Source organism: Streptomyces sp. NPDC002324 (assembly GCF_053593335.1).
On the sequence record NZ_JBSFCF010000019.1, the window covers coordinates 83,487 to 108,999 of the forward strand.

The window sequence follows — 25,513 nt, forward strand, 5'->3', positions numbered from 1 at the left end:
GGCGGAGGTCCGGCGTCCCCCGCCCGCCGTCGCTCAGTCGCCCGGCGGCGGGTCCGCCCTGTCGGCGGCCCGTGCGGGCAGTTCCTTGATCCGGACGTCACGGAAGGACACCTGGTCCCCGGCCCCGTGGTTCTGGATGCCGACGTGCCCTTCGCGCAGGCTCCGTACCGGATCGGTGTTGGTGAAATCGTTGATCTTCACGCCGTTGAGCCAGACGCGCAGGCGCTCGCCCTCGACGCGGATCTCGTACGTGTTCCACTCCCCCGGCGGATTCAGGGCGCGGTCGCGCTTCCTGAGGTCGGCGGACCGGAAGCCGTACACGGACCCGGTGGTCCTCTCGGGCACGTCGGTGGCGTCGATCTGGATCTCGTAGCCGTTGTTCACGGCCGACCAGGGGTCGTCCGAGGGCGGGAAGCCCACGAACACCCCGGAGTTGTCGTCGCCGGAGGCGCCGGACATCCGCCAGTCGAGCTTCAGGGAGTACGACCCGAAGCTCCGGTCGGCGTACCAGAGCATGCCCATCCCGCCGGACGACGTGATCGTGCCGTCGTCGGCCAGGGTGAACGAGCCCGGACCCGCCTGCCGCCAGCCGTCCAGAGAGGTTCCGTCCAGCAGCGGCCGGTAGCCGTTCTCCGGGCGGCAGTCGGCCTGGGACTCGCCGATCGCCCACCGGATGCCGCCGAGCAGGTGCCGGCGGAAGGCGGGTTCGGCGAAGGACGCCTTGGTGTGGCCGCCGCCGGTGTAGAAGGCTCGGCCGCCCTGGTAGTCCTGGCACCAGGCGATGGGGTGGTCGCCGTTCATGGTGCCCCCGCTGTACGACGACTCGTCGAGCGAGGCGAGGACATGGGCCCGGTCACGGGGGTTGGAGCGGTAGTTGTACCACTCGTCCGTGCGGTTCCAGGTCGCGCCCAGCCCGGCGGTGGCCGGGTGGGCGTGGTCCTCGACGTCGACCGTGGCGGGCTGGATCGCGGGGTGCGACTGGAAGTACGCGCCCGCGAGTCCGCCGTAGAAGGCCCAGTCGTACTCGGTGTCGGCAGCCGCGTGGACGCCCACGTAGGCGCCTCCTCGCTTGATGTACCGCTCGAACGCGCGCTGTTGGGCCGGGTCGAGGACGTCACCGGTGGTCGAGAGGAACACCACGGCGTCGTAGCGACGGAGGTTGCGGGCGGTGAAGGCGCCCGCGTCCTCCGTGGCGTCGACCGCGAAGCCGTGGGCCGCGCCCAGTTCCCGTACGGCCGTGACGCCCTCGGGGATCGAGTCGTGCCGGAAGCCTGCGGTCTTGGAGAAGACCAGCACCCGGCGTTCGTCCTCGTGGCCCCCGGAGCGGCCCGCCTCATCGGACACGGCCGGTCCCGACACGCCTCCGATCAGCAGGGCGGCGCCTGTCAACGCGGTCAGCAATCGTCCGTTCCGCTGCGTGGCGAACTGCATGGCGCCCCTCACCGCTTCGTGAAGGTGAAGTCGTCGACGTCGAACAGTCCGCCGCCGCTGCCCTTGAAGACCAGGTAGAGCGTGGTGCTGCCGCGCGGGCCCTTGGCCAGGTCGGCGGTGACGTTCTGGAAGGTGTCCCAGCCGCCGGTCACCGGCACGGTGGCGCTGCCGAGGAGACGGCCGGCCGGCGAGCCGGCGCGGACCTCCAGCGTGCCGCCGGCGCCCCCGGAGGAGACACGCGCGGTGATCTTCTTGGCGTCGGACAGGACGTACGGCTCGAAGGAGATCCAGTCCCCGTCGTCGATGTTCCCGACGGTCTTTCCGCCGTGGGCCGTGTCCTTCGACTGGACCGCGATGCCCGAGGAGTCGCCGTAGTGCTCGGCCTGACGGTGGGTGGGCTGGACGACGTGCCGGTCGTGGGTGGTCAGCGGGGCCTGGCCGCCGCCTCCGCCGTCGGTGTACTCGGCGTCGAACACCCCGAAGATGTTGGCGTTCTCGTCGTGGCCGCCGTCGGCGCTGGTCTGGATGGTGCCGGTGCAGCCGTTGGCGGAGGTCACCGGGTGGCCGTGGCTGTCGTGGCCGAGGACGAAGGTGACCTTGACCTTGGCGCAGTCGATGGGCGTGCCGTCCTCCTTGTCGCTCACCTTCACCCTGAACGGCACGGCGTCACCGAACGTGAACAGCTGCCCGTCCTCCGGGAGTCGCAGTTCGACCTCGGGCGCGGTGTTGCCGACCACGATCCGTACGCTCGCGCTGCCGGTGCGGCCGGTGCTGTCCCTGGCGGTCACGGTCGCGGTGTAGGTGCCGTTCGTCCGGTAGGTGTACCGGGGGTTGGCGGCCGTGGAGGTGCCGCCGTCGCCGAAGTCCCAGCTGTAGGTCAGGGCGTCGCCGTCCTGGTCGCTGGTGCCCTCGGAGGAGAAGCGGACCCGCAGTCGCGCCTGGCCCGAGGTGCGGTCGGCCGACGCGACGGCGACCGGGGAGTGGCCGTCTGTGGCGTTCTCGATGCGGTAGAGGGCGGAGTGCTCGTCACCACCGAACCAGGAGATGCCGTAGTCGAGGACGTACAGCGCGCCGTCCGGGCCGAAGGCCATGTCCATGATCTGGGTGCCGGTCCAGGGCACGTCGCTGATGGACCGCACGGTGCCGTCGCCGTCGCTGGTGACGCGCTTGATCCAGCGGCGGCCGAACTCACCGGCGAAGAAGTCGCCGTCGTAGGCCTCGGGGAACTTCACCGGGGAGTCGAGCGAGGCGTCGTAGTGGTAGACCGGGCCGCCCATGGGTGACTCGGAGCCGTCGCCGAACTCGGGGACGCTGGGCCCGTTGTAGGGGATCCAGGCGGGCTCGGCCGGGGGCAGGTCGGTGAGGCCGGTGTTGTTCGGCGAGGTGTTCTTCGGGGCCGCGCAGTCGAAGGCCGCGCCCGAGGTGCCGGTGGCGAAGTCGTAGTCGACGTAGGCGTCGTTCTTGCCGGTGCAGTACGGCCAGCCGAAGTTGCCCGGCTTGGTCACACGGGCGAACTCGACCTGTCCGGCCGGGCCGCGCGAGGGGCTGGCGGTGCCCGCGTCGGGGCCGTACTCGCCGACGTAGAGGACGCCGGTCTTCTTGTCGACGCTGAAGCGGAAGGGGTTGCGGAAGCCCATCGCGTAGATCTCGGGGCGGGTCTTGTCCGTGCCCGGGGCGAAGAGGTTGCCGTCGGGGACGGTGTAGGAGCCGTCGGCGCCGACCTTGATGCGCAGGATCTTGCCGCGCAGGTCGTTGGTGTTGCCGGAGGTGCGCTGGGCGTCGAAGGCGGGGTTGCGGTTGGCGCGTTCGTCGATGGGGGTGAAGCCGTCGGACTGGAACGGGTTGCTGTCGTCGCCCGTCGACAGATACAGGTTGCCCGCCGCGTCGAAGTCGATGTCGCCGCCGACATGACAGCAGATGCCCCGGGAGGCGGGGACGTCGAGGACCTTCTTCTCGCTGGCCCTGTCGAGCGTGCCGTCGGTCTTCAGGACGAAGCGGGAGAGCCGGTTGACGCCGTCGAAGGGCGCGAAGTCGGCGGCCGTACCGGTCTCGGGGGCGTCACCGGCCGGGGTGTTCGACGGGGGCGCGTAGTACAGGTAGATGAAGCGGTTGTCGGCGAAGTCCGGGTCGACGCCTATGCCCTGGAGGCCCTCCTCGTCGTGGCTGTACACGTCGAGCTTGCCGGCGAGGCTGGTGTTGCCCGCCGCGTCGGTCAGCCGCAGTTCGCCGTCGCGCGATGTGTGCAGGACCGAGCGGTCGGGGAGGACGGCCAGTGACATGGGCTCGCCGACCTCCGGTTCGCCCTTGGCGAGGGTGACCTGCTGAAAGTCCTCGGCCGCGGTGGCCTTCGGTTCGGCACCGGTCGCGCCCGCCGGGGGTGCGGTGAGCGAGAGCGAGGCGCCCGCGAGCAGCAGTCCGCTCAGCAGGGCGATCGGTCCGCGCAGTCCGCGGCGTCTGAAGATGCTGGTGGCGCTGGTGGGGTGTCTGTTGTCGTCGTACGGGTGCACGAAATGCCTCCAGAGTGGGGCTGGTCGTACGGAGGTGTACGGGTGTGTGCGGTACGCCGGGGTGCGCCGTCACCCCGGAAGACGGGAAAGCGCTACTCGTTGCCGCCGAACGCCGCGTCGAAGGCGGCCGACGGCGGTTCGAAGTCGAACGCCTTGAGGCGGGTCAGGGCCTCGGGGGCGCCCTGGAGCCGGTCCATGCCGGCGTCCTCCCATTCGACGGAGATCGGCCCCCGGTAGTCGATCGAGCGCAGCATCCGGAAGACGTCCTCCCAGGGGACGTCGCCGTGGCCGGCCGAGACGAAGTCCCAGCCGCGCCGGGGGTCGCCCCAGGGCAGGTGCGAGCCGAGGCGGCCGTTGCGGCCGTCGAGGCGCTTGCGGGCCTCCTTGCAGTCCACGTGGTAGATCCGGTCGCGGAAGTCCCACAGGAAGCCGACCGGGTCGAGGTCCTGCCACACGAAGTGCGAGGGGTCGAAGTTCAGGCCGAACGCCGGGCGGCGGTCGACGGCTTCGAGGGCGCGCTGGGTCGTCCAGTAGTCGTAGGCGATCTCGCTGGGGTGGACCTCGTGGGCGAACCGCACGCCCTCGGCGTCGAAGACGTCGAGGATCGGGTTCCAGCGCGTCGCGAAGTCGTCGTAGCCGCGCTCGATCATCGACTCGGGGGCGGGCGGGAACATGGCGACCAGGTGCCAGATGGCGGAGCCGGTGAAACCGATGACGGTGTCGACGCCGAAGGCGGCCGCCGCCCGCGCGGTGTCGGCCATCTCGGCGGCGGCCCGCCGGCGCACGCCCTCGGGCTCCCCGTCACCCCAGATGCGGGCGGGCAGGATGGCGCGGTGGCGCTCGTCGATGATGGCGTCGCACACGGCCTGGCCCACGAGGTGGTTGGAGACGGCCCAGCACTTCAGTCCGTACTTCTCCAGGAGTTGGTGCCGGGAGTCCAGGTAGGACGGGTCGGCGAGGGCCTTGTCGACCTCGAAGTGGTCGCCCCAGCAGGCGAGTTCGAGACCCTCGTAGCCGAAGTCACGGGCGAGGCGGCAGACCTCTTCGAGGGGCAGGTCGGCCCACTGGCCGGTGAAGAGCGTGAAGTCGCGCGGCATGTCCGGGTCTCCTCAGACCGTGGTGGGGGTGTGGGTCGGGGTGTAGACGCAGTTCTTCTCGGCGCTCTCCTCGACCGCCGCGAGCACACGCTGCACCTGGAGGCCGTCGGCGAAGGACGGCTCGGGCCGGTGGCCCGCCGCGACGGCGTGGACCAGGTCACGGGCCTGGTGGACGAAGGTGTGCTCGTAGCCGAGGCCGTGGCCCGGCGGCCACCAGGCGTCCAGGTAGGGGTGGTCCGGCTCGGTGACGAGGATGCGGCGGAACCCGGCGTGGGCGGCGGGTTCGGTGTGGTCGTGGTAGGCGAGTTCGTTGAGGCGTTCCAGGTCGAAGGCCAACGAGCCGCGCTCGCCGTTGAGTTCGATGCGCAGGGCGTTCTTGCGGCCGGTGGCGAAGCGGGTGACCTCGAAGGAGGCGACGGCGCCGGAGGCGAAGCGGCCGGTGAACAGCGCCGTGTCGTCGACGGTGACCGCGCCCCGGCCCGCGGTGCCGCCGGTGGACGCGAGACCCTCGGAGGCGCCCGCGGGCAGGGGGCGTTCGCGGACGAAGGTCTCCATCAGCGCGGACACGCCGACCACCGGCTCGCCGGCCATGTACTGCGCGAGGTCGACGATATGGGCGCCGAGGTCGCCGAGCGCCCCGGAGCCGGCCGACTCCTTGCGCAGACGCCAGGTCAGGGGGAACTCCGGGTCGACGAGCCAGTCCTGGAGGTACGTCACCCGCACGTGCCGCAGGGCTCCCAGCCGGCCCTCGGCGACCATACGGCGGGCGAGCGCGGTGGCGGGTACGCGGCGGTAGTTGAAGCCGATCATGGCCAACTGGCCGCGCGCGTGAGCCTCTTCGGCCGCCGCAGCCATCTCCTCGGCCTCCGCGACCGTGTTGGCGAGGGGTTTCTCGCAGAGCACGTGCTTGCCCGCGGCGAGAGCGGCGAGGGCGATCTCGGCGTGGCTGTCGCCGGGGGTGCAGATGTCGACCAGGTCGATGTCGTCCCGGGCGATCAGCTCCCGCCAGTCGGTCTCCGTCGAGGCCCACCCGTGCCGGTCCGCCATGGTCCGCACCGCGTCGGCGTCCCGCCCGCACACGGCGGCCAGCACGGGGCTGAGCGGCAGCTCGAAGACCCGGCCCGCCGTGCGCCAGCCCTGGGAGTGGGCGGCACCCATGAAGGCGTAGCCGACCATGCCGACGCGCAGCGGTGGCGTGCCGAGCCCCCCGGCGTGCCCGGCGGGCCAGGCCCCTCCCCCGGGCCGGGGCCTTCCTGACTCCTCCGCCTCGGCCTGGTCGGGCTGCTGCGGCTGTCCCATGCGTGTGTCCTCCTCGTGGTGGCGGCGCGGTGGGGGTGGGGCCTGACCGCGAGTGCGGGGGCCGGGGGTTCGGGTCCCGTCGGCGGTCGGGCCCCGTCGGCGGGTCCGGTCACTTGAAGCCCGTGGACATGTACTGGTCGACGTTGGCCTTGTCCACGACGGCCGAGTACAGGGTCAGCGAGGACGGGATCTCGAACTCGGCGAGGCCGCCGACGCCCTTGCCCTGGCCGAGGGCGCGGGCGAGGTCGATCGCGGAGGCGGCCATGGTCGGCGGGTAGAGGACGGTGGCCTTCAGCACCCCGTCGTCCTTCTTGATCGCCTGGAACGCGGAGAGCGCGCCCGCGCCGCCGACCATGAGGAAGTCGTCGCGCCCGGCCTGCTCGATGGCGCGCAGGGCACCCACGCCCTGGTCGTCGTCGTGGTTCCACAGGGCGTCGAAGTCGGACTGGGCCTGGAGGAGCTGGGCCATCTTGGCCTGGCCCGACTCGACCGTGAACTCGGCGGCCTGGCGTGCCACCTTCTTGATGTTCGGATAGTTCTTCAGCGCGTCGTCGAAGCCCTTGGTGCGCTGCTTGGTCAGCTCCAGGTTGTCGAGCCCGGCCAGCTCGATGACCCGGGCGTCACCCTTGTCCTTGAGCTGCTCGCCGATGTAGTGCCCGGCGTTGAGCCCCATGCCGTAGTTGTCGCCGCCGATCCAGCAGCGGTACGCCTGCGGGGAGTTGAAGATCCGGTCGAGGTTGACGACGGGGATGCCGGCCCGCATCGCCTTGAGACCGACCTGGGTGAGCGCCTTGCCGTCGGCGGGCAGCACCACCAGGACGTCGACCTTCTTGTTGATGAGGGTCTCGATCTGCCCGATCTGCTGGGCGGTGTCGTTGGAGCCCTCGGTGATCTCCAGCGTGACGTCCTCGTACCGCTCGGCGCGGCTCTTGGCGTTCTGGTTGATCGCGTTGAGCCAGCCGTGGTCGGCCTGCGGTCCGGCGAAGCCGATGGTGACCGCCTTGCCGGGCTTGTCGTCGGCGGCCGGCTGTTTGTCGGCGGCCGGGTCGCTGTCAGGCTCGTTGCTGGTGCAACCGACGAGGAGGGCGCCGGCCGAGACGGCGGCGGTTCCGAAGAGCAGTCTTCTGCGGCTGGTGATCTCTGGCATGGCGGTGGACCTTTCCCGTGTCGGCTCTTCGGTGTCTCAGGTCGTGCTTGCCGTACGTCGTTGGACCAGGACCGCGGCGACGATGATCGCGCCCTTGGCGATCTGCTGGACGTCGCTCTGCAGGTTGTTGAGCGCGAAGATGTTGGTGATCGTGGTGAAGATCAGGACGCCTAGGACGGAGCCGGTGATGGTGCCCCGTCCCCCGCTGAGCAGGGTTCCGCCGATGATCACGGCGGCGATGGCGTCGAGTTCGTAGAGGTTGCCGTTGGTGTTCTGGCCCGAGCCGGACAGCACGATCAGCAGGAACGCGGCGATGCCGCAGCACAGCCCGGAGAGCAGGTACATGTAGAGCCGCTGGCGGCGGACGTCGATGCCCGCGAGCCGGGCCGCCTCCGCGTTGCCGCCGACGGCGACCGTGCGCCGGCCGAAGGTGGTGCGGTTCAGCACAAACCAGCCGATGGTCGTTGCGACCGCGAAGACCAGGACGAGTGGCGGGATGCCGAGGACGTACGCGTCGCGCTCGCCGAGGTCCAGGACGGAGTCGACGGTGACGACCTGGGTGCTGCCGTCGGTGATCTGCAGGGCGAGCCCGCGGGCCGAGGCGAGCATGGCGAGGGTGGCGATGAAGGGGACCACCCTTCCGTAGGCGACGAGCAGCCCGTTCACCAGTCCGCAGCCGACGCCGACGATCATCGCCGTGAAGAGGATGCCGGCGAACCCGTACTCCTGGGTGGCCACGGTCGTCGCCCACACGGACGCCAGGGCGACGATCGCCCCGACGGACAGGTCGATGCCGCCGGAGGTGATGACGAAGGTCATGCCGACGGTGACGACACCGATCACCGAGGCCTGGGTGAGGACGAGTTGGAGATTGCGGGTGTCGAGGAACTCGTCGGGTCTGGTGAAGCCGCCGATGAGGATCAGCGCGGCGAGGACACCGAGAAGCGAGAGGGTGCGGACGTCGGCGCGGAACACGCGGGCCCGCCAGGCGGGCGGCGCGTCGACAGGTGTCACTTTGTCCGCCCCCCGGGGCGGGGACACGGGCTGGGTCATGACGCCGGGCTCCCTTCGCCGGTCACGGGACTTCCCGCACCGGCCGCCGGACTTGCCACACTGTCCACCGGGCTTCCTTCCATCACGAGGTCGAGGACGCGGTGTTCGTCCAGCTCACGGGCGGGCGCCGTGTGCACGACCCGGCCCTCGCGCAGGACGAGCACCCGGTCGGCGAGGCCGAGGACTTCGGGCACCTCGCTGGAGACCAGCAGCACGGCGAGCCCTTCGTCGGCGAGCCGGCGCACCACCGCGTACAGCTCGGCACGGGCGCCCACGTCGACGCCCCGGGTGGGCTCGTCGAGCAGCAGGACCCGGCAGCCACGCAGCAGCCAGCGGGCGAGGACGGCCTTCTGTTGGTTGCCGCCGGAGAGCGTGCGGACCGGTACGTCGGGGTTGTCGGGGCGCAGGGACAGCTCGCGGGTCGCGGCCCGCGCGGCGCGGTGCTCGGCGCTCCGGTCGATCCAGCCGACGCGCGCGAAGCGGCCCATCGACGACACGGAGACGTTCCTGGTGACGGACTCCAGCATCAGCAGCCCCTGCGCCTTGCGCTCCTCGGGGGCGAGCCCGAGCCCGGCCCGTACGGCGGCGCGTACGCTGCCGGGCCTCAACGGCCGCCCGTCGACGCTCACCCGACCCGCCGTCGGCTTCCGGGCGCCGTAGATCGTCTCCAGGATCTCCGACCGCCCCGAGCCGACGAGTCCGGCGAGGCCCACGATCTCGCCGGGCCGTACCTCCAGGTCGAGGGGCTCGAACTCACCGGCGCGCGCCAGCCCCCGCACCTCCAGCACGGGTGTGCCGGAGGTGGGCGGCGCGACGGGCCGGTCGGGGAAGACGTACTCGACGTTCCGTCCCGTCATCAGTGCCACGACCTCGCGTGTCGGCGTGGACTTCGCGGGCAGCCCGCCGGCAACGGCCCGCCCGTCCTTCAGTACGGTCACCCGGTCGCCGATCCGCCGGATCTCCTCCAGGCGGTGCGATATGTAGACGACGGCCACCCCGGCGGCGGTCAGGGCCCCCACGATCCTGAACAGGTTGTCGACCTCGTCCGGATCGAGCGCGGCCGACGGCTCGTCCATCACGATCAGCCGTACGTCGTGGGAGAGCGCCCGCGCCATGGAGACGATCTGCTGCTGGGCCGCCGACAGCTCACCCACGAGCCGCGCCGGATCGACCTCCGGGTGCCCAAGTCGCTTGAGCAGGGCGGCTGTCGACGTACGCGCCGCTTTCCCTCGTACGACGAAGCCGGCGGCCGTGGGTTCATGGCCGAGGTGGACGTTCTCGGCCACCGACAGGCCCTCGACCAGGTCGAGTTCCTGGTAGATGGTGGCGATGCCGAGGCGCATGGCGGCGATCGGGGACTTCAGGGTGACGGGCTCGCCCCGCCAGGTGATGGTGCCTTCGTCGGGCTGGTGGGCGCCGGCCAGGACCTTGATCAGCGTGGACTTCCCGGCGCCGTTCTGGCCGAGCAGACAGTGGACCTCTCCGGCCTGGACGTCGAGGTCCACGCCGTCCAGGGCCCGGACTCCGGGGAACGACTTGGTGATGCCGGACATGGTGAGCAGCGGTAATTCTGGTGCCATGAGTTCCCCTTGGCGGGCGTGCGGGCCGGTTGCAGGGCGTTGCGCGTGCGAGGGCAGGCGTGTTCAGGGCAGGGCGGGGCGACGCGGGGCGGAGCGGGGCGCCGACCGGTGAGGCCTTGTGGCGGGAAACGGCCTACGCGGGTGAGAACAGGTGGTCGCTGATGAGGCGGGCCGCGCCGATGACTCCGGCGGTGGGTCCGAGTTCCCCCAGCACGATGGGCAGGTTGTTGGTGGCGAGGGGAAGTGACTGGCGGTAGACCTGGGTGCGGATGGCGGCGAGCAGGGTGTGGCCGAGGCCGGTCACCCCGCCGCCGATCACGACCAGGCCGGGGTTGAAGAAGCTGACGAGTCCGGCGATGACCTGGCCGGTGCGGTTGCCGCCCTCGCGTATGAGGTCGAGCGCGGTGGCGTCGCCGGCGGCGGCCGCGGCGGCCACGTCGACGGCGGTCAGAGGGCCGTTGATCTCCAGCCGGGAGGCGAGTTCCGCCGAAAGTCCCTGCTGGGCGGCGTCGTTGGCGTCCCGGGCGAGGGCGGCGCCGCTGAAGTGGGCCTCCAGGCAGCCCCGGTTGCCGCAGGCGCAGGGGCGGCCGTCCGGTACGGCGAGGATGTGCCCGATGTCTCCGGCGCTGCCCGTCGTCCCGCGGTGGACCTCGCCTCCGACGACGATGCCGCAGCCTATGCCGGTGCCGATCTTGACGCACAGGAAGTCGCCCACGGAACGGGCGACGCCCGCGTGCTGCTCCCCCATCGCCATCAGGTTCACGTCGTTGTCGACCATGACGGGGCAGCCGAGTTCCTGGCTGAGCGCCTCGCGCACCGGGAACCCGTCCCAGCCCGGCATGATCGGCGGGGCGACGGGGACGCCCTCGGGGAAACGGACCGGTCCGGGGACGCCGATACCGGCGCCGTCGAACCCCTCCGCGAGCCCGGAGGCGCGCAGCTTGGCGGCCATGGACAGCACCTGTTCGAAGACGGCGACCGGGCCGTCCCGTACGTCCATGGGCTGGTTGATGTGGCCGAGGATCTCCAACTCGGCGTTGGTGACGGCCACATCGATCGAGGTGGCGCCGATGTCGACGCCGAGGAAACGGAGTTGGGGGGCGAGCCGGATGTTGTGCGAGCGGCGCCCACCGCGCGAGGCGGCGAGTCCGTCCGCCACGACGAGCCCCGTCTCCAGCAGCCGGTCCACCTCCACGGCCAGCTTCGACCGCGAGAGATCGACCCGGTCACCGAGCTGCGCCCGGGAGTTGGGCCCACCGTCCCGCAACAGCCGCAGCAGCTTGGCCTGGTGCGCGTTGGCAGGTCGAGCCGTCATACGTCTCACGAGCCCCTCCCCGCCTCATCGGCACCGCCGTGCTTGGCTTTCGAGGGGAACGTAGCAGCGGCTGCCGGGCCTGGGAAGAAGTCGCGCATCAATTGGCGCAGACTTTCTCCACTGAGTGGACAAAGGAGGGGGCAAGGAAGAGGGCGGGAGCGACGGCTCGAACCCCGCTCTACTTCTCCCGCTCGTGGTACGTCTTGCGCGTGTGCTCCGTGTGCGCCCGCATGACCTGCGTCGCGCGGGCCTCGTCGCGGGCGGCGATGGCGGCGATCAGTTCGCGGTGTTCGATCCAGGACTGGTTGCCGCGCTGCCGGGCGACCGGGGTGTAGTACCAGCGGACCCGGCGGTCGACCTGGGCGGCGAGTTCGGCGAGGACCGTGTTGCCGGCCAGCTCCATGACCTTGGCGTGGAAGCGGGCGTTCAGGGCGACGGCCGCGTCCACGTCGTCGACGCCGACGGCCCCCTCGCCCTGCGCGCAGAGTTCCTCCAGGGCCGTGATGCCCGCCGTGCCGGCGTTCGCCGCGGCGAGGCGGGCGGCCTCGGCCTCCAGCAGGGTACGGACCGTCAGCAGCTGGTCCGCCTCCGCCTCCGTCGGCTCGTGGACGAAGGCGCCCTGCGCGGGCCGGAGGTCGACCCAGCCCTCGGTGTTGAGGCGCTGCAGGGCCTCGCGCACGGGCTGCCGGGACACCCCGAGGTGCCCGGCGAGTTCGCTCTCGACGAGGTGCTGGCCGGGGCGCAGCGCGCGCGTGGTGATGAGTTCGAGCAGGGCCTCGTAGACGCGGTCGCGCAGCGGGCCGGGGCGTTCGAGCTTGGGCACCGCTCCTTGCGGAAGTCCTGTCGACAACATCGGGTCCCCCTCCAGAGCACCACTGGGTGTACTGCACACGGAAAGTCAACGGCCCGTACTGGAAAGAACTGGAAAGTCCGAGTCAACAGCCAGTATGGATTGTCTTTCGTCTACAGTCTACGACCCGTGATGGCCAGAGGACCGACGAGTATGCCTCGTCACACCGCCCAGAGCGGCACCACGAACGCCCTGCTCAGCGGCTCACGGGCAGCGGACCACCTGTCCGGCGTACGACAGGTTGCCGCCGAAGCCGAACAGCAGGACGGGGTCGCCGCTGGAGATCTCGCCGCGTTCGACGAGCTTGGAGAAGGCGAGGGGGATGCTCGCGGCCGAGGTGTTGCCGGACTCGACGACGTCCCGCGCGACCACGGCGTTGACCGCGCCGATCTTCGCGGCGAGCGGCTCGATGATGCGCAGGTTGGCCTGGTGCAGGACGACCGCGGCGAGATCGGCGGGCGTGAGTCCGGCCTTCTCGCACGCCGCGCGGGCGATGGGCGGCAGCTTGGTGGTGGCCCAGCGGTAGACGCTCTGGCCCTCCTGCGCGAAGCGCGGCGGGGTGCCCTCGATCCGCACGGCGTTGCCCATCTCGGGCACCGATCCCCACAGCACCGGCCCGATGCCGGGTTCCTCGGAGGCCTCGACGACGGCCGCGCCCGCCCCGTCCCCGACGAGGACGCAGGTCGTGCGGTCGGCCCAGTCCGTGACCTCGGACATCTTGTCGGCGCCGATGACGAGCGCCCGGGTGGCGGCCCCCGCGCGCACCGCGTGGTCGGCGGTGGCCAGGGCGTGGGTGAACCCGGCACAGACGACGTTGACGTCCATGGCGGCCGGGTTCGGGATGGAGAGCCGGTTCGCGACCCGGGCCGCCATGTTCGGGGAGCGGTCGATGGCGGTGGAGGTGGCGACCACGACCAGGTCGATGGCCTCCGGGCCGAGACCGGCCGAGGCCAGCGCCTTGGCGGCGGCATGGCCGGCCAGCTCGTCGACCGGTTCGTCGGGTCCTGCGATGTGCCGTGTGCGAATGCCCACCCGGCTCGTGATCCACTCGTCACTTGTCTCGACCAGACCCGCCAGGTCCTTGTTGGTGAGCACCTTGGCGGGCTGGTAGTGGCCGACGGCGACGATGCGCGAGCCGTTCATGAGTGGTTCCCCTCGTAGCCTGTGGTCAGCGGGATCCACCAGTCTGATCAGTGACTCACGGGTATGAGGGCGGCTGAGGCGACAGTAAAGCGCGGCCCGAGTTGTGGGCTTCCGTCAGAGCCGTGATGAGTCCCGGCCGCGTGGCGAGTCTGCCGCGGTGACCTTCGTCCCAGGTGACGTCCAAAAGCCGGCGGACGGCACCGGCGCCCTCCGCTTCCGGGTGTGCGACCTCCGCCCGACCGGCGGCGACCGGTACCTGGTGCTCGGCCTGGGTTCGGGGCGGGCCGCCGACGTCGACGTACCGTCCGGACGGGACGACGACGGCGGCACGCGGGCCGGGACGGCGGTGCTGATCGGGCTAACGTCGGCCCGAGATGTTCCTGGCGGGGACGGGACCGGTGCCGGGCCGGTGGCCGGTGTAGCGCGGTGGCCGGCCCGGCGCCGCGTAGGCGAGGTGCACGAGGCGGGAGTGTTCCTGACGCATGTGCATCAGGGACTCCAGGATGTACCCGACGAGCAGGATGAGCACCGCGATCGTCATGATCGCGGCGGCGAGGATCGCCGTGGGGATGCGCGGCACGGTGCCCGTGCGGATGAAGTCGGCGATGACGGGGATGCCGAGCACGACCGAGACGAAGGCCAGGACTCCCGCGACCACGGTGTGGACGAGCGAGGGCCGCTCGCGCCGGGCGAGATCGAGGATGACCCGCAGGATGCGCCAGCCGTCCCGGAAGGTGCGCAGCTTGCTCTCGCTCCCGGCGGGCCTGACCCGGTAGTCCACCTCCACCTCGGCCGTGGGGAGCCGGAGGTGGAGGGCGTGGATGGTCATCTCGGTCTCGGTCTCGAACTGGCGGGCCAGCGCCGGGAAGGACTTGACGAAGCGGCGTGAGAAAACGCGGTAGCCGCTCAGCATGTCGGTCACGTCGTTGCCGAACAGGGACCGCACCGCTCCGGTGAGCAGCCTGTTGCCGGTCGCGTGTCCCACCCGGTAGGCGGCGCTGACCGTCTCGCGGCGGGCGCCGACCACCTGGTCGTACGGCCCTTCGAAGAGCAGGTTGACCAGGTCGCGCGCCCGGGACGCGTCGTAGGTGTCGTCACCGTCGATGAGGAGGAGGGCGTCGGCGTCGACGTCGGCGAAGGCCCGCCGGATGACGTTGCCCTTTCCCTTGCGCGGTTCCTCGCGGACGATCGCACCCGCCTCACGGGCGACCTGCACCGTGCGGTCGGTCGAGGCGTTGTCGTACACGTAGATGTCCGCCTCGGGGAGCGCCATCCGCAGGTCGCGCACCACCTTGCCGACGGCGGCCTCCTCGTTGTGACACGGCACGACACACGCGATCGTCGGTTGCACGGCCACTCCCTACCTGATCCGGCGTCGGATGACGACAGAATTTCGGATGATGATAGGAAATAATGCGTTATGGGCGCGTCCGAACGGTCGGGACGCGCCGGGTCGTTACTCTCGCCGTGTGCTGGTCCTCGTATCCACGGTGCTGCGTGTGCGTGACGCCATCCGGGGCGTCTGGCGCGAGGCCGCCAAGTTCGGGGCCGTCGGGGCGCTGGCCTTCGTGGTGGACAACGGCGGCTACAACCTGCTGGTGTTCGGCCTTCCCGGCGGCACGGAGGGCGGGGTGATGGGGGCCGCCCCCGTGCGGGCCTCCGTCCTGGCGACGGCCGCCGCGGCGCTCTTCAGCTGGGCGGGGAACCGCTACTGGACCTACCGCCACCGGCATCGCGCGAACATGACGCAGGAACTGGCCCTGTTCCTCTTCGTGAACGTGGTCGGTGTCGCCATCACCGCGGGCACGGTCTTCGCCTCACGGCATCTGCTCGGGCTGGAGTCGATGGGCAGCGACAACGCGGCCCGCGTCTTCGGCTGGGCCCTCGCCACCCTGTTCCGCTTCTTCACCTACCGACGCTACGTCTTCGTCGCACCCTGATCCGTGCCGCGTTCCGATCCGCGCCGCGTTCCCATCCGCGCCGCGTTCCGATCCGCGCCGCGCCGCGCCGCGCCCTGACCCGTACGGTCCCGTCGACGCTGTTAGCATCCGCCGCATGGGACGAATGGTGCACATTCGGGGTGAAAAGCACTGGATCTGGTGGCTGACCGCTGTCGCCGTGGTGTGTTGCGTGGCCACGACCATCGTCTTCAGCCCCGGGTTCATGAGTCCCGACAGCATCGACCAGCTCCGACAGGCCATGGGCAGGACGCCGCTGACCGACTGGCATCCGCCCGTGCTGAGCCTGCTGTGGCGCGCGCTGATCGCCGTCACCGGCACGCCCGCGTCCATGGCCGTCCTCCAGTCCGTCGTCCTGTGGGGCGCGCTGTGGGTGCTCGCCCGGTGCGTCTGGGAGATGACCGCGAGCCGTGCCGGTTCGCTCGCCGTCCTCGGCCTCGGACTGACTCCCCCCGTGCTCACGTTCGTCGGCGTGGTGTGGAAGGACGTGCACGCGGCCTGCGCGCTGCTGGCGGCCTGCGCGGTGGCGTTCGTCGGGCTGCGGCTGCGGGACCGCGGCCTGTCCCCCGGGATGCGCTGGGGCCTGCTCTGGCTCGGCGTGTTCTTCCTCGCCTACGCCGTGCTCGTGCGCAAGAACGCGTTCCTCGCCGCCCTTCCGATGTTCGTCCTGCTCGTCCTCGCCCTGTGGCACTCCCCCGGGCGTCGCACGTGGGCCGCGTGCACGGCGGCGCTGGTGGCCGCCGTCGTGCTGCCCGCCGCAGCGATCTCCATGTTCGCGCGGCCCGTGCAGACGGATCAGGGGGCGCAGATCCTGCTCGACGATCTCGTCCACGTCCTGACCGTGGAGGAACTGCGGTCGGCCGACGTCCGGCCGGAGCTGCGGGACCGCCTGGTGGCCGCCGCCGAGGAGTGCGACCGCGTCAACGCCGTGTCGGACGCCTACTGGGCCTGCTACCAACGCTCGGCGGACGGACTGTCCCGGGACGCGGACCAGCTCACCTCCCTGTGGCTGCGCGAGATGCCCGGACATGCCTCCGGCTACGTCCAATACCGGCTGCGGCTCTTCACCGCCCTGCTCTTCGAGACGGGCTACGTGTACCAGCAAGGGGTCTTCGCCAACGACCTCGGCATCGAAGTGGCCCGCCCCCGGCTGGAAGCCACCCTCGCCTCGTACGTCATCGGCGCGGCCACCGATCTGCGGCCCCTCTTCCGGGGGTGGTTCTGGCTCGCCGTCGCGCTCGTGCTCACCGTCCGGCCGGGCCGGGGGAGGTTCTCCCTGCCGATCCGGGCGCTGGGCATCAGCTCGTTGGCCTACGTGCTCGGCTACCTGCCCATCGTGCCGGCGACGAACTACCGCTACGTCTACTGGCCTGCGCTCGCCTGCGCGCTCGGTCTCCTGCTGCTCTGGCTGGACCGCGCCGTCCCCGACCGGCCCACGGCCGGCTCCGGCGTCCGGCGCGACAGCGCCGCCGTCATCCTCCCCACCGTCGTGACGGCGCATCGGCCGACGGCTCCCGAGGACCGGTCCGCGACGTGAGTGTGCCGATGCCGGGGCATCGGCATCGGCATCGGCATCGGCATCGGCACAGCTCGCTCGTGGCTCTCACCCGGTGAAGAGTTGCGTGGCCTTCCGTACGAGTTCGTACAGACCGTAGGCGAGCGGTACGCCCACCCAGATCCACGCGAAGACGATCAGGGGGCGCCGGTCAGGCGGATTCGGGCTGCTGGCGCTGGACGACATCGGTGGCCTCCCTCGGGGCGGGGATGTGGAAGCGGGGGTCGACGGGCCGGACCAGTTCGTTGACGACGAAGCCGATCACGAGCAGGCCGATCATGATGAAGAAGGACGTGCCGTACAGGTCGGGCCCGGACTTGCCCGCCTCCTCCTGCCGGTCCGCGATCCAGTTGACGATCAGCGGTCCGAGGACGCCGGCCGTGGACCAGGCGGTGAGCAGCCGGCCGTGGATGGCACCGACCTGGTACGTGCCGAAGAGGTCCTTCAGGTAGGCGGGGATCGTGGCGAAGCCGCCGCCGTAGAAGGACAGGATGACCAGAGCGCAGATGACGAACAGCGGCTTGGAGGAGTCGCCGAACTGGGCGATCAGCAGGTACATCAGCGCGCCGACGCCCAGGTAGACGCGGTAGATGTTCTTGCGTCCGATCAGGTCGGAGGTCGAGGACCAGACGATCCGGCCGGTCATGTTTGCCGCCGAGAGCAGCGCGACGAAGCCGGCGGCCGCGGTGACGGTGACCGGGGTGGAGGAGTCGGCGAAGAAGTCCGTGATCATCGGGGCGGCCTTCTCCAGGATGCCGATGCCCGCGGAGACGTTCATGCAGAGGATGACCCACAGGCACCAGAACTGCGGGGTGCGAATGGCGTTGCGGGCCGAGACCTGCGGACCGTCCAGGACGCCCGGTCCCGTGTCGGTGCTCGCGCGGTCCTCGCCGCGCGGCACCCGTACCAGCAGCACCCCGAGCAGCATGAACACGGCGTACGACAGTCCGTGGACCAGGAAGGCGACGGCGATGCCGGAGGAGTCGGAGCCGAAGGACTCCAGCATCTGGGCGGACCACGGCGAGGCGATGAGCGCGCCGCCGCCGAAGCCCATGATCGCGATGCCGGTGGCCATGCCGGGCCGGTCCGGGAACCACTTGATCAGGGTGGAGACGGGCGAGATGTAGCCGATGCCGAGGCCTATCCCGCCGACGAAGCCGTAGCCGAAGACGATCAGCCAGTACTGCTCGGTGGCCGCGCCGAGCGAGGCGATCAGGAAGCCGGAGGAGAAGCAGAGCAGCGCCACCGTCATCGCCCAGCGCGGCCCGTTGCGCTCGACGAGGGTGCCGCCGAACGCGGCGGACAGGCCCAGCATGACGATGCCGAGCTGGAAGGGCAATGCGCTCTGGGTGCCGCTGAGGCCGAGCGCGGATTCGAGCGGCGGCTTGAAGACGCTCCAGGCGTAGGCCTGCCCGATGGAGAGATGAACGGAGAGCGCGGCCGGGGGGACGAGCCAGCGGCTCCAGCCCGGAGGCGCGACGGGGGGACTCATGATCCCGGACGGTAGGGAGTGCCGAGGGGAGTTGGAAAGGCGGCGCGTCGACCGTATGCGGTGAGCGGTATGCACCGCGCGCCGAACGGTCGTTCCTCGGCCACCCGCACGCCCGAGGACCGGCCACCGTCATGTCCCGGTAATGCCTTGCCTGGCCGTTGCGTGAACCCTTGCCGCCCCAACTTCCATACTGTAGACAATATTTCGTCGACAGATTTCAGCAGTGCGTCATCTCCGCGGTATCCCTCGACCGAACGGAGCTCCCTCGCCATGAAAGTCGCAGTTCTCGGCGCCGGTGCGATCGGCGCCTACGTCGGCGCCGCGCTCCACCGCGCCGGCGCGGACACCCACCTCGTCGCCCGTGGACCGCATCTCGCGGCCATGAGGCGGAACGGGGTGCGGGTGCTCAGCTCGCGCGGGGACTTCACCGCCCGCGCCCACGCCACCGACGACCCGGCCGAGATCGGCCCGGTCGACTTCGTCTTCCTGGGCCTGAAGGCCAACTCGTACGCGGCGTGCGGGCCGCTGATCGAGCCCCTGCTCCACAGCACCACGGCGGTGATCGCCGCCCAGAACGGCATCCCCTGGTGGTACTTCCACCGGCACGGCGGCCCGCACGACGGCCACCGTGTCGAGAGCGTCGACCCGGGAGGCGCGGTCAGTGCGGTGCTCGCGCCCGAACGGGCCGTCGGATGTGTCGTCTACGCGGCGACCGAGCTCGAAGGGCCCGGTGTCGTACGGCACCTGGAAGGCACCCGCTTCTCCGTCGGTGAGCCGGACCGTACGGTCTCGGCACGCTGCCGGGCGTTCAGCGAGGCCATGATCGCCGGTGGCCTGAAGTGTCCGGTGGAGCCCGATCTGCGGGGCGACATCTGGATCAAGCTGCTCGGCAACATCTCGTTCAACCCGATCAGTGCCCTGGCCAGGGCGACCATGCGACAGATGTGTCTGCACGGCGGCACCCGCCAGGTCATCGAGACGATGATGGCCGAGACCCTCGCCGTCGCCCGGGCCCTGGGCTGCGAGGTCGGTGTCTCCATCGAACGGCGGATGGCCGGCGCCGAACGGGTCGGCGACCACCGCACCTCCACGCTCCAGGACCTGGAGCGCGGCAAACCGCTGGAACTCGACGTCCTGCTGGCCGCCGTCGTCGAGCTGGCGGACATCACGGGTGTCGAGGTGCCCACCCTGCGCACCGTCCACGCCATCTCGGACCTGCTCGCGCTGAGGAGCGCGGCATGAGGAGCGTCGTATGAGGAAACGCGACCGGACCCCGAAGACCTACACCCGCCTCACCCATCCCCTCGTCCGCGACTCCCGCGACGAGCCCTTCAGGCGGGCGGGCTGGGAGGAGGCGCTGGACCGCGCCGCACGGGGCCTCGCCCGCAACCGCGACGCGTTCGGCCTGTTCTCCTGCGCCCGCGCCACGAACGAGATGAACTACGTGGCCCAGAAGTTCGCCCGCGTGGTCATGGGCACCAACAACGTCGACTCCTGCAACCGCACCTGTCACGCGCCGAGCGTGGCCGGCCTCTCGGCCGCCTTCGGCTCGGGCGGCGGCACCTCCTCGTACGAGGAGATCGAGCACACCGACGTCATCGTGATGTGGGGCTCCAACGCCCGTTTCGCGCACCCGATCTTCTTCCAGCACGTGCTCAAGGGCATCCACAACGGCGCCCGGATGTACGCCGTCGACCCGAGGCGGACCTCCACCGCCGAGTGGGCGGAGAGCTGGATGGGGCTGAACGTCGGCACCGACATCCCGATGGCCCACGCGATCGGCCGGGAGATCATCCACGCGGGCCTCGCCAACGAGGCGTTCATCGAGCGGGCGACCACCGGCTTCGAGGAGTACCGGGCGCTCGTAGAACCGTGGACGCTGTCGCTGGCGGAGAAGGTGACGGGCGTACCGGCCGCCGCCATACGGCAGTTGGCGCACGCCTACGCCCGGGCCGAACGGGCCCAGCTGTGCTGGACGCTCGGCATCACCGAGCACCACAACGGCACGGACAACGTCCGCGCGCTGATCAATCTCTCGCTGCTCACCGGCCACGTGGGCCGCTACGCCTCGGGCCTGCAGCCCCTGCGCGGCCAGAACAACGTGCAGGGCGGCGGCGACATGGGCGCCATCCCCAACCGGCTGCCCGGCTTCCAGGACATCCTCGACCCGGAGTCCCGGCTGAAGTTCGAGTCGGCGTGGGACACCGTCATCCAGCCGCACTACGGGCTGAACCTGACGGAGATGTTCGAGGCCATGGAGGAGGGCTCGCTGAAGGCCGTGTACTGCATCGGGGAGAACCCGGCGCAGTCCGAGGCCGACAGCGAACAGGCCGTACGGCGGCTGGGACAGCTGGACTTCCTCGTCGTCCAGGACATCTTCCTGACGAGGACGGCCCAGCTGGCGGACGTCGTGCTGCCCGCGACCGCCGGATGGGCCGAGACCGACGGCACCACCACCAACAGCGAACGGCGGGTCCAGCGGGTCCGCCGTGCCGTCACTCCGCCGGGCGAGGCCCGCGAGGACATCGACATCATCTGCGACCTGGCCTCGCGGCTCGGGCACGAGTGGAAGTACGCCGACGCCGAGGCCGTCTGGAACGAGCTGCGGTCGGTGTCGCCGGACCACTACGGGATGACCTACGAACGGCTCGCGCGGGAGCAGGGCATCCAGTGGCCCTGCCCGGACCCGGACCGGCTCGAACCCTCCTATCTGCACGGGCGGTTGTGGGACCCCGACCCCGCGCACCGGGGCCCGCTCGCGCCCTTCGGGATCGTCCAGCACGATCCGCCGGTGGACCTGACCGACGAGCGGTTCCCGATCCGGCTCACCACCGGGCGGCGGCTCGACTCGTACAACACCGGTGTGCAGAGCGGTGGTTACGCCTCGCCGCTGCGGCGCGGGGAGTACATCGAGCTGTGTCCGGAGGACGCGGAACGCTACGGGGTCGCGGTGGGCGAGGAGGTGCAGGTGTCCTCGCGGCGCGGATCGGTGGTGGCGCCCGTGTGGATCGACCTCGCCCTGCGGCCCGGCCTCGCCTTCATGACCATGCACTTTCCCGACGAGGTGGACACCAACCAGCTGACGATCGAGGCCAATTGCCCGATCGCGGGCACGGCGGAGTTCAAGGCGTCGGCGGTCCGGATCGAGAAGCTGCCCGTCGCGACCATCGTGAGGTGATGTCAAGTGGACCTGCACTTCGGTGACAGCAAGCCCACCGATGAGGAGAGGGCGGCCGTCGACGCGTTGCTCGGCCCGCCGGAATCCTCCTGGGAGGGCGCGGCCCGCGACGCGATGAGGGCCGAGGATCTGCGGTGGGCGCGGGGCGGCCGGGAGGCCCGGGACCGCCGTGACCTGCTGTTGCCGGGGCTGCACGCCCTCAACGACCGGATCGGCTGGATCAGTGAGGGTGCGCTGGACTATCTCTGCCGACGGCTGACCGTGCCGCCGGCGGAGGCCTACGGCGTGGCCACCTTCTACGCGATGTTCTCGGTCAAGCCGCGCCCGGCCACCGTGCTGCACGTCTGCACGGACCTGGCGTGCGCGGCGGCCGGGGCGGCCGACCTGTGCGCCGGGGTCGAGGCCCGTCTCGGCCCCGGCAGCGGGGTGAGCGTGCAGCGCAGCCCGTGTCTGGGGCTGTGCGAGCGGGCGCCGGCCGCCCTCGCGGTCCGGGCCGGGGACCCGGTGCGTACGGCCGTGGCGGCGCCGGCGACCGTCGAGGCGGCGGTGCTCGCGGCGAGCGCGCCCGACTCGGCGGACGAGGAACCGCCGGACGCCCTGGCGGTGCCCCAGGCCGGGGACCCGTCGTTGACGTTGCTGGGCCGCGTCGGCGTCGTCGATCCGACCTCCCTCGACGACTACCGCGCCCACGGCGGCTACACGGCCCTGCGGCGGGCCTTCGAGCTGGGCCCCGCCGGGGTCATCCGCGAGGTGACCGACTCGGGCCTGGTCGGGCGCGGCGGCGCCGCCTTCCCCACCGGCCGCAAGTGGCAGGCCACGGCGTCGCAGCCCGACCGTCCGCACTACCTCGTCTGCAACGCGGACGAGTCCGAGCCGGGCACGTTCAAGGACCGCGTGCTCATGGAGGGCGACCCGTTCTCCCTGGTCGAGGCGATGACGATCGCCGCGTACGCGACCGGCGCGCACCGGGGCCACCTGTATCTGCGCGGCGAGTACCCACGGGCCCTGCGCCGCTTGGAGAACGCCCTCGCCCAGACCCGCGCCCGCGGCCTGCTCGGCGACGACGTCCTCGGCCAGGGCTACGCCTTCGACATCGAGATCCGGCGGGGCGCGGGCGCCTACATCTGCGGCGAGGAGACGGCCCTGTTCAACTCCATCGAGGGCTACCGGGGCGAGCCCCGCTCGAAGCCGCCGTTCCCGGTGGAGAAGGGCCTGTTCGGCAAGCCCACCGTGGCGAACAACGTCGAGACCCTGGTGAACGTCCTGCCGATCCTGACCATGGGCGCCCCGGCGTACGCGGCGATCGGCACCGGCCGCTCCACCGGACCGAAGCTGTTCTGCGTGTCGGGAAGCGTGGACCGGCCCGGCGTCTACGAGCTGCCCTTCGGTGCGACCCTCGGCGACCTGCTCGCCCTCGCCGGGGTGCGGGAGCGGCTGCGGGCCGTGCTCCTCGGCGGCGCGGCCGGTGGTTTCGTACGGCCCGACGAGCTGGACATCCCGCTCACCTTCGAGGGGACACGGGAGGCGGGCACCACGCTCGGCTCGGGGGTCGTGATGGCCTTCGACGACACCGTGCCGCTGCCCCGGCTGCTGCTGCGGATCGCGGAGTTCTTCCGCGACGAGTCCTGCGGACAGTGCGTGCCGTGCCGGGTCGGGACCGTACGGCAGGAGGAGGCGCTGCACCGGATCGCCGAGCGGACCGGCGCGGCGGCGGCCGGTGACATCGCGCTGCTCAGGGAGGTCGGCCGCGCGATGCGGGACGCCTCGATCTGCGGTCTCGGGCAGACCGCGTGGAACGCCGTGGAATCCGCGATCGACCGCTTGGGGGCGTACGAATGACCGTGATCCCGCTGGGAGTGCCGCGTCGCCTGCTGGAGTTCACCCTCGACGGTGAGCCGGTGCGGGCGCCCGAGGGCTCGACGATCCTGGACGCCTGCCGGGCCGCCGGCAAGGACGTGCCCACCCTCTGCGAGGGTGACACGCTCACACCGAAGAACGCCTGCCGGGTCTGTGTCGTCGAGGTCGAGGGGGCCAGGACCCTCGTCCCGGCCTGCTCCCGCAGGGCCGAGCCCGGTATGGAGGTGCGCACGGACACCGAGCGCGCCCGGCACAGCCGCAAGGTCGTCCTGGAACTCCTCGCGTCGTCGGTCGACCTCTCGACGACCCCGAAGGCCGCGGGGTGGATCAAGGAGTACGAGGCGAAACCGGACCGCTTCGGCCCGGACGCGGCCCGGCTGAACGAGGAACCGAGGGTCGACAACGAGCTGTACGTACGGGACTACGACAAGTGCATCCTGTGTTACAAGTGCGTGGACGCCTGCGGGGAGCAGTGGCAGAACTCGTTCGCGATCTCGGTCGTCGGACGCGGCTTCGACGCGCGGATCGCCGTGGAGCACGACGCCCCACTGACCGACTCGGCCTGCGTGTACTGCGGGAACTGCGTCGAGGTGTGCCCGACGGGCGCGCTCTCCTTCAAGTCGGAGTTCGACATGCGGGCGGCGGGCACCTGGGACGAGTCGGCGCAGACGGAGACGACCACGGTCTGCGCGTACTGCGGAGTGGGCTGCAACCTCACCCTCCATGTGCAGGACAATGAGATCGTGAAAGTCACCTCGCCGCACGACAACCCGGTGACCCACGGCAACCTCTGTATCAAGGGCCGCTTCGGCTACCAGCACGTACAGAACCGGGACTGAGACACGACATGGGACGAGTCACGGAACGACGCAAGGTGATCCGCATCCGGGACGGCGCGGTCTCCACCCGCCCGGACACGCTCGTCGCGGAGGAGCCGATGGAGATCCGGCTGAACGGCAAACCGCTCGCGATCACCATGCGCACGCCCGGCGACGACTTCGCGCTGGCGGCGGGGTTCCTGGTCAGCGAGGGGGTGCTCGCCGAGCGGTCGGACCTGCAGAACATCGTCTACTGCGCGGGCGCCACTGAGGACGGTTCGAACACGTACAACGTGGTGGACGTGCGGACCTCTCCGGAGGTCGTCGTCCCCGACATCACGCTCGAACGGAACGTGTACACGACCTCGTCCTGCGGGCTGTGCGGCAAGGCGTCGCTGGACGCCGTCCGTACGACCGCCCGCTGGGCCGTCGACGACACCCACGGGGGTGAGGCTCCCCCGGTCCGGCTCGACCCCGAACTCCTCGCGAGCCTCCCCGACCGGCTCCGCGCGGCGCAGCGGGTCTTCGACCGGACCGGGGGTCTGCACGCGGCTGCCCTGTTCGGCGAGGACGGCGAACTCCTCGACGTACGGGAGGACGTGGGCCGGCACAACGCCGTCGACAAGCTGGTCGGCCGCGCCCTGCAGAACGGCGGCCTGCCCCTGTCCCGGGCGGTGCTGCTGGTGTCCGGGCGAGCCTCGTTCGAGCTGGCGCAGAAGGCGGTGATGGCGGGGATACCGGTGCTGGCCGCGGTGTCGGCGCCGTCGTCACTCGCGGTGGATCTGGCGGCCGAGGCCGGGCTGACGCTGGTGGGGTTCCTGCGGGGATCCTCCATGAACGTGTACGCGGGCGAGCACCGGATCGCTCTGCGGGCCGCGGCCGACCGGGGCTGACCGGGTCCGCGTCCACGACGGCGGGGCCCCCGGTGGCGGGGAGCGCCCCCTGCGCCCTGGGGGCCCCGTCACTTCGCTCCCCTGAAAGACCAGGCCCGCGCCCCTGGAAGACCAGACCCTGCTGGCCTGAAAGACACGGGCCCTGCGGGCCTGAAAAGGGCAGGGCACAGCCCCTGCTTTTCAGGGGCGCGGGGAACTGCGCGAGAAGCCCCCACCGGACCCGCACACGCCCGCACCCCCGAACCCCCACCCCCTCCCGCGAAAACACGCCCGACCACCCGCACGGTTCTTGTGGGCCCCAGAACCCACCAGTACCGTCATGGCCGCACATCGGACGTGG

At 71.1% G+C, this 25,513-nt stretch carries 20 protein-coding genes and 1 pseudogene; 8 read left to right on the forward strand and 13 right to left on the reverse strand.

What is annotated here, in order from left to right; all coding sequences use genetic code 11:
- Positions 1 to 33 precede the first annotated feature (33 nt).
- The 10 genes from ACWCRJ_RS24235 to ACWCRJ_RS24280 form a co-directional block, all read right to left on the reverse strand.
- Positions 34 to 1,431 carry a ThuA domain-containing protein gene (locus ACWCRJ_RS24235; protein ID WP_450941240.1) on the reverse strand — a complete coding sequence of 466 codons (1,398 nt, stop codon included), beginning with the start codon at positions 1,429 to 1,431 and terminating at the stop codon, positions 34 to 36.
- An 8-nt stretch (positions 1,432 to 1,439) separates the two neighbouring features.
- Positions 1,440 to 3,938, reverse strand: a complete 2,499-nt coding sequence (locus ACWCRJ_RS24240; protein ID WP_450941241.1) for a PQQ-dependent sugar dehydrogenase — start codon at positions 3,936 to 3,938, stop codon at positions 1,440 to 1,442.
- Positions 3,939 to 4,030: 92 nt separating this feature from the next.
- The gene (locus ACWCRJ_RS24245) at positions 4,031 to 5,035 is read right to left on the reverse strand and encodes a sugar phosphate isomerase/epimerase family protein (protein ID WP_450941242.1); all 1,005 of its coding nucleotides are present in this window, start codon (positions 5,033 to 5,035) and stop codon (positions 4,031 to 4,033) included.
- 12 nt (positions 5,036 to 5,047) lie between these two features.
- Positions 5,048 to 6,334, reverse strand: coding sequence for a Gfo/Idh/MocA family protein (locus ACWCRJ_RS24250; RefSeq protein WP_450941243.1), 1,287 nt, complete (start codon positions 6,332 to 6,334; stop codon positions 5,048 to 5,050).
- 109 nt (positions 6,335 to 6,443) lie between these two features.
- Entirely contained in the window at positions 6,444 to 7,481 is a 1,038-nt protein-coding gene (locus tag ACWCRJ_RS24255; protein ID WP_450941244.1) for a substrate-binding domain-containing protein, read from the reverse strand.
- 36 nt (positions 7,482 to 7,517) lie between these two features.
- The gene (locus tag ACWCRJ_RS24260; RefSeq protein ID WP_450941245.1) at positions 7,518 to 8,534 is read right to left on the reverse strand and encodes an ABC transporter permease; all 1,017 of its coding nucleotides are present in this window, start codon (positions 8,532 to 8,534) and stop codon (positions 7,518 to 7,520) included.
- Entirely contained in the window at positions 8,531 to 10,114 is a 1,584-nt protein-coding gene (locus tag ACWCRJ_RS24265; RefSeq protein ID WP_450941246.1) for a sugar ABC transporter ATP-binding protein, read from the reverse strand. The genes ACWCRJ_RS24260 and ACWCRJ_RS24265 overlap by 4 nt, the downstream gene beginning before the upstream one ends.
- 133 nt (positions 10,115 to 10,247) lie before the next feature.
- The gene (locus ACWCRJ_RS24270; protein WP_450941247.1) at positions 10,248 to 11,429 is read right to left on the reverse strand and encodes an ROK family protein; all 1,182 of its coding nucleotides are present in this window, start codon (positions 11,427 to 11,429) and stop codon (positions 10,248 to 10,250) included.
- 178 nt (positions 11,430 to 11,607) lie between these two features.
- Entirely contained in the window at positions 11,608 to 12,282 is a 675-nt protein-coding gene (locus ACWCRJ_RS24275) for a GntR family transcriptional regulator (RefSeq protein WP_450941248.1), read from the reverse strand.
- A 201-nt stretch (positions 12,283 to 12,483) separates the two neighbouring features.
- A complete protein-coding gene (locus tag ACWCRJ_RS24280; RefSeq protein WP_450941249.1) occupies positions 12,484 to 13,422 on the reverse strand; it encodes a beta-ketoacyl-ACP synthase III in 939 nt (312 codons plus the stop codon).
- A gap of 238 nt (positions 13,423 to 13,660) precedes the next feature.
- Here ACWCRJ_RS24280 and ACWCRJ_RS24285 point away from each other — a divergent pair.
- Positions 13,661 to 13,777: pseudogene (locus ACWCRJ_RS24285) on the forward strand (YciI family protein); the annotation flags it as partial.
- A 3-nt stretch (positions 13,778 to 13,780) separates the two neighbouring features.
- On the opposite strand, the gene ACWCRJ_RS24290 reads toward ACWCRJ_RS24285, so the two are convergent.
- The gene (locus tag ACWCRJ_RS24290) at positions 13,781 to 14,779 is read right to left on the reverse strand and encodes a glycosyltransferase family 2 protein (RefSeq protein ID WP_450941250.1); all 999 of its coding nucleotides are present in this window, start codon (positions 14,777 to 14,779) and stop codon (positions 13,781 to 13,783) included.
- Positions 14,780 to 14,891: 112 nt separating this feature from the next.
- Between ACWCRJ_RS24290 and ACWCRJ_RS24295 the strand changes: the two genes are divergently transcribed.
- Together ACWCRJ_RS24295 and ACWCRJ_RS24300 are read left to right on the forward strand one after the other, a co-directional pair.
- Positions 14,892 to 15,362: a GtrA family protein gene (locus tag ACWCRJ_RS24295; protein WP_450941251.1), complete on the forward strand. Its 471-nt coding sequence runs from the start codon at positions 14,892 to 14,894 to the stop codon at positions 15,360 to 15,362.
- Positions 15,363 to 15,552: 190 nt separating this feature from the next.
- Positions 15,553 to 16,917, forward strand: a complete 1,365-nt coding sequence (locus ACWCRJ_RS24300; protein ID WP_450941252.1) for a hypothetical protein — start codon at positions 15,553 to 15,555, stop codon at positions 16,915 to 16,917.
- Positions 16,918 to 16,983: 66 nt separating this feature from the next.
- On the opposite strand, the gene ACWCRJ_RS24305 is transcribed toward ACWCRJ_RS24300, so the two are convergent.
- A complete protein-coding gene (locus ACWCRJ_RS24305) occupies positions 16,984 to 17,121 on the reverse strand; it encodes an MFS transporter small subunit (protein ID WP_450941253.1) in 138 nt (45 codons plus the stop codon).
- On the reverse strand, positions 17,087 to 18,427 hold the full coding sequence (locus ACWCRJ_RS24310; RefSeq protein WP_450941254.1) for an OFA family MFS transporter: 1,341 nt from the start codon (positions 18,425 to 18,427) through the stop codon (positions 17,087 to 17,089). Before ACWCRJ_RS24310 ends, ACWCRJ_RS24305 begins: the two co-directional genes overlap by 35 nt.
- 270 nt (positions 18,428 to 18,697) lie before the next feature.
- Between ACWCRJ_RS24310 and ACWCRJ_RS24315 the strand changes: the two genes are divergently transcribed.
- Genes ACWCRJ_RS24315 through fdhD form a run of 5 tightly spaced genes read left to right on the forward strand, consistent with a single transcriptional unit; the run spans position 18,698 to position 25,173 of the window.
- Positions 18,698 to 19,669, forward strand: coding sequence for a 2-dehydropantoate 2-reductase (locus ACWCRJ_RS24315; protein ID WP_450941255.1), 972 nt, complete (start codon positions 18,698 to 18,700; stop codon positions 19,667 to 19,669).
- Positions 19,670 to 19,679: 10 nt separating this feature from the next.
- Positions 19,680 to 21,605 (forward strand): molybdopterin oxidoreductase family protein, encoded by a 1,926-nt coding sequence (locus tag ACWCRJ_RS24320; RefSeq protein WP_450941256.1) that lies wholly within the window; start codon positions 19,680 to 19,682, stop codon positions 21,603 to 21,605.
- Positions 21,606 to 21,611: 6 nt separating this feature from the next.
- Complete coding sequence (locus ACWCRJ_RS24325) at positions 21,612 to 23,444, forward strand: NADH-ubiquinone oxidoreductase-F iron-sulfur binding region domain-containing protein (protein ID WP_450941257.1); 1,833 nt, start codon at positions 21,612 to 21,614, stop codon at positions 23,442 to 23,444.
- Complete coding sequence (locus tag ACWCRJ_RS24330; protein WP_450941258.1) at positions 23,441 to 24,301, forward strand: 2Fe-2S iron-sulfur cluster-binding protein; 861 nt, start codon at positions 23,441 to 23,443, stop codon at positions 24,299 to 24,301. Before ACWCRJ_RS24325 ends, ACWCRJ_RS24330 begins: the two co-directional genes overlap by 4 nt.
- An 8-nt stretch (positions 24,302 to 24,309) precedes the next feature.
- Positions 24,310 to 25,173 carry a formate dehydrogenase accessory sulfurtransferase FdhD gene (fdhD, locus tag ACWCRJ_RS24335; protein WP_450941259.1) on the forward strand — a complete coding sequence of 288 codons (864 nt, stop codon included), beginning with the start codon at positions 24,310 to 24,312 and terminating at the stop codon, positions 25,171 to 25,173.
- Positions 25,174 to 25,513 lie beyond the last annotated feature (340 nt).

Coding starts and splice junctions, on each gene's coding strand:
- ACWCRJ_RS24280 (WP_450941249.1), bottom strand. CDS start 13,422: ATGAACGGCTCGCGCATCGTCGCCGTCGGCCACTACCAGCCCGCCAAG.
- ACWCRJ_RS24245 (WP_450941242.1), bottom strand. CDS start 5,035: ATGCCGCGCGACTTCACGCTCTTCACCGGCCAGTGGGCCGACCTGCCC.
- ACWCRJ_RS24260 (WP_450941245.1), bottom strand. CDS start 8,534: ATGACCCAGCCCGTGTCCCCGCCCCGGGGGGCGGACAAAGTGACACCT.
- ACWCRJ_RS24305 (WP_450941253.1), bottom strand. CDS start 17,121: ATGTCGTCCAGCGCCAGCAGCCCGAATCCGCCTGACCGGCGCCCCCTG.
- ACWCRJ_RS24310 (WP_450941254.1), bottom strand. CDS start 18,427: ATGAGTCCCCCCGTCGCGCCTCCGGGCTGGAGCCGCTGGCTCGTCCCC.
- ACWCRJ_RS24315 (WP_450941255.1), top strand. CDS start 18,698: ATGAAAGTCGCAGTTCTCGGCGCCGGTGCGATCGGCGCCTACGTCGGC.
- ACWCRJ_RS24235 (WP_450941240.1), bottom strand. CDS start 1,431: ATGCAGTTCGCCACGCAGCGGAACGGACGATTGCTGACCGCGTTGACA.
- ACWCRJ_RS24330 (WP_450941258.1), top strand. CDS start 23,441: ATGACCGTGATCCCGCTGGGAGTGCCGCGTCGCCTGCTGGAGTTCACC.
- ACWCRJ_RS24255 (WP_450941244.1), bottom strand. CDS start 7,481: ATGCCAGAGATCACCAGCCGCAGAAGACTGCTCTTCGGAACCGCCGCC.
- ACWCRJ_RS24265 (WP_450941246.1), bottom strand. CDS start 10,114: ATGGCACCAGAATTACCGCTGCTCACCATGTCCGGCATCACCAAGTCG.
- fdhD (WP_450941259.1), top strand. CDS start 24,310: ATGGGACGAGTCACGGAACGACGCAAGGTGATCCGCATCCGGGACGGC.
- ACWCRJ_RS24275 (WP_450941248.1), bottom strand. CDS start 12,282: ATGTTGTCGACAGGACTTCCGCAAGGAGCGGTGCCCAAGCTCGAACGC.
- ACWCRJ_RS24250 (WP_450941243.1), bottom strand. CDS start 6,334: ATGGGACAGCCGCAGCAGCCCGACCAGGCCGAGGCGGAGGAGTCAGGA.
- ACWCRJ_RS24320 (WP_450941256.1), top strand. CDS start 19,680: ATGAGGAAACGCGACCGGACCCCGAAGACCTACACCCGCCTCACCCAT.
- ACWCRJ_RS24270 (WP_450941247.1), bottom strand. CDS start 11,429: ATGACGGCTCGACCTGCCAACGCGCACCAGGCCAAGCTGCTGCGGCTG.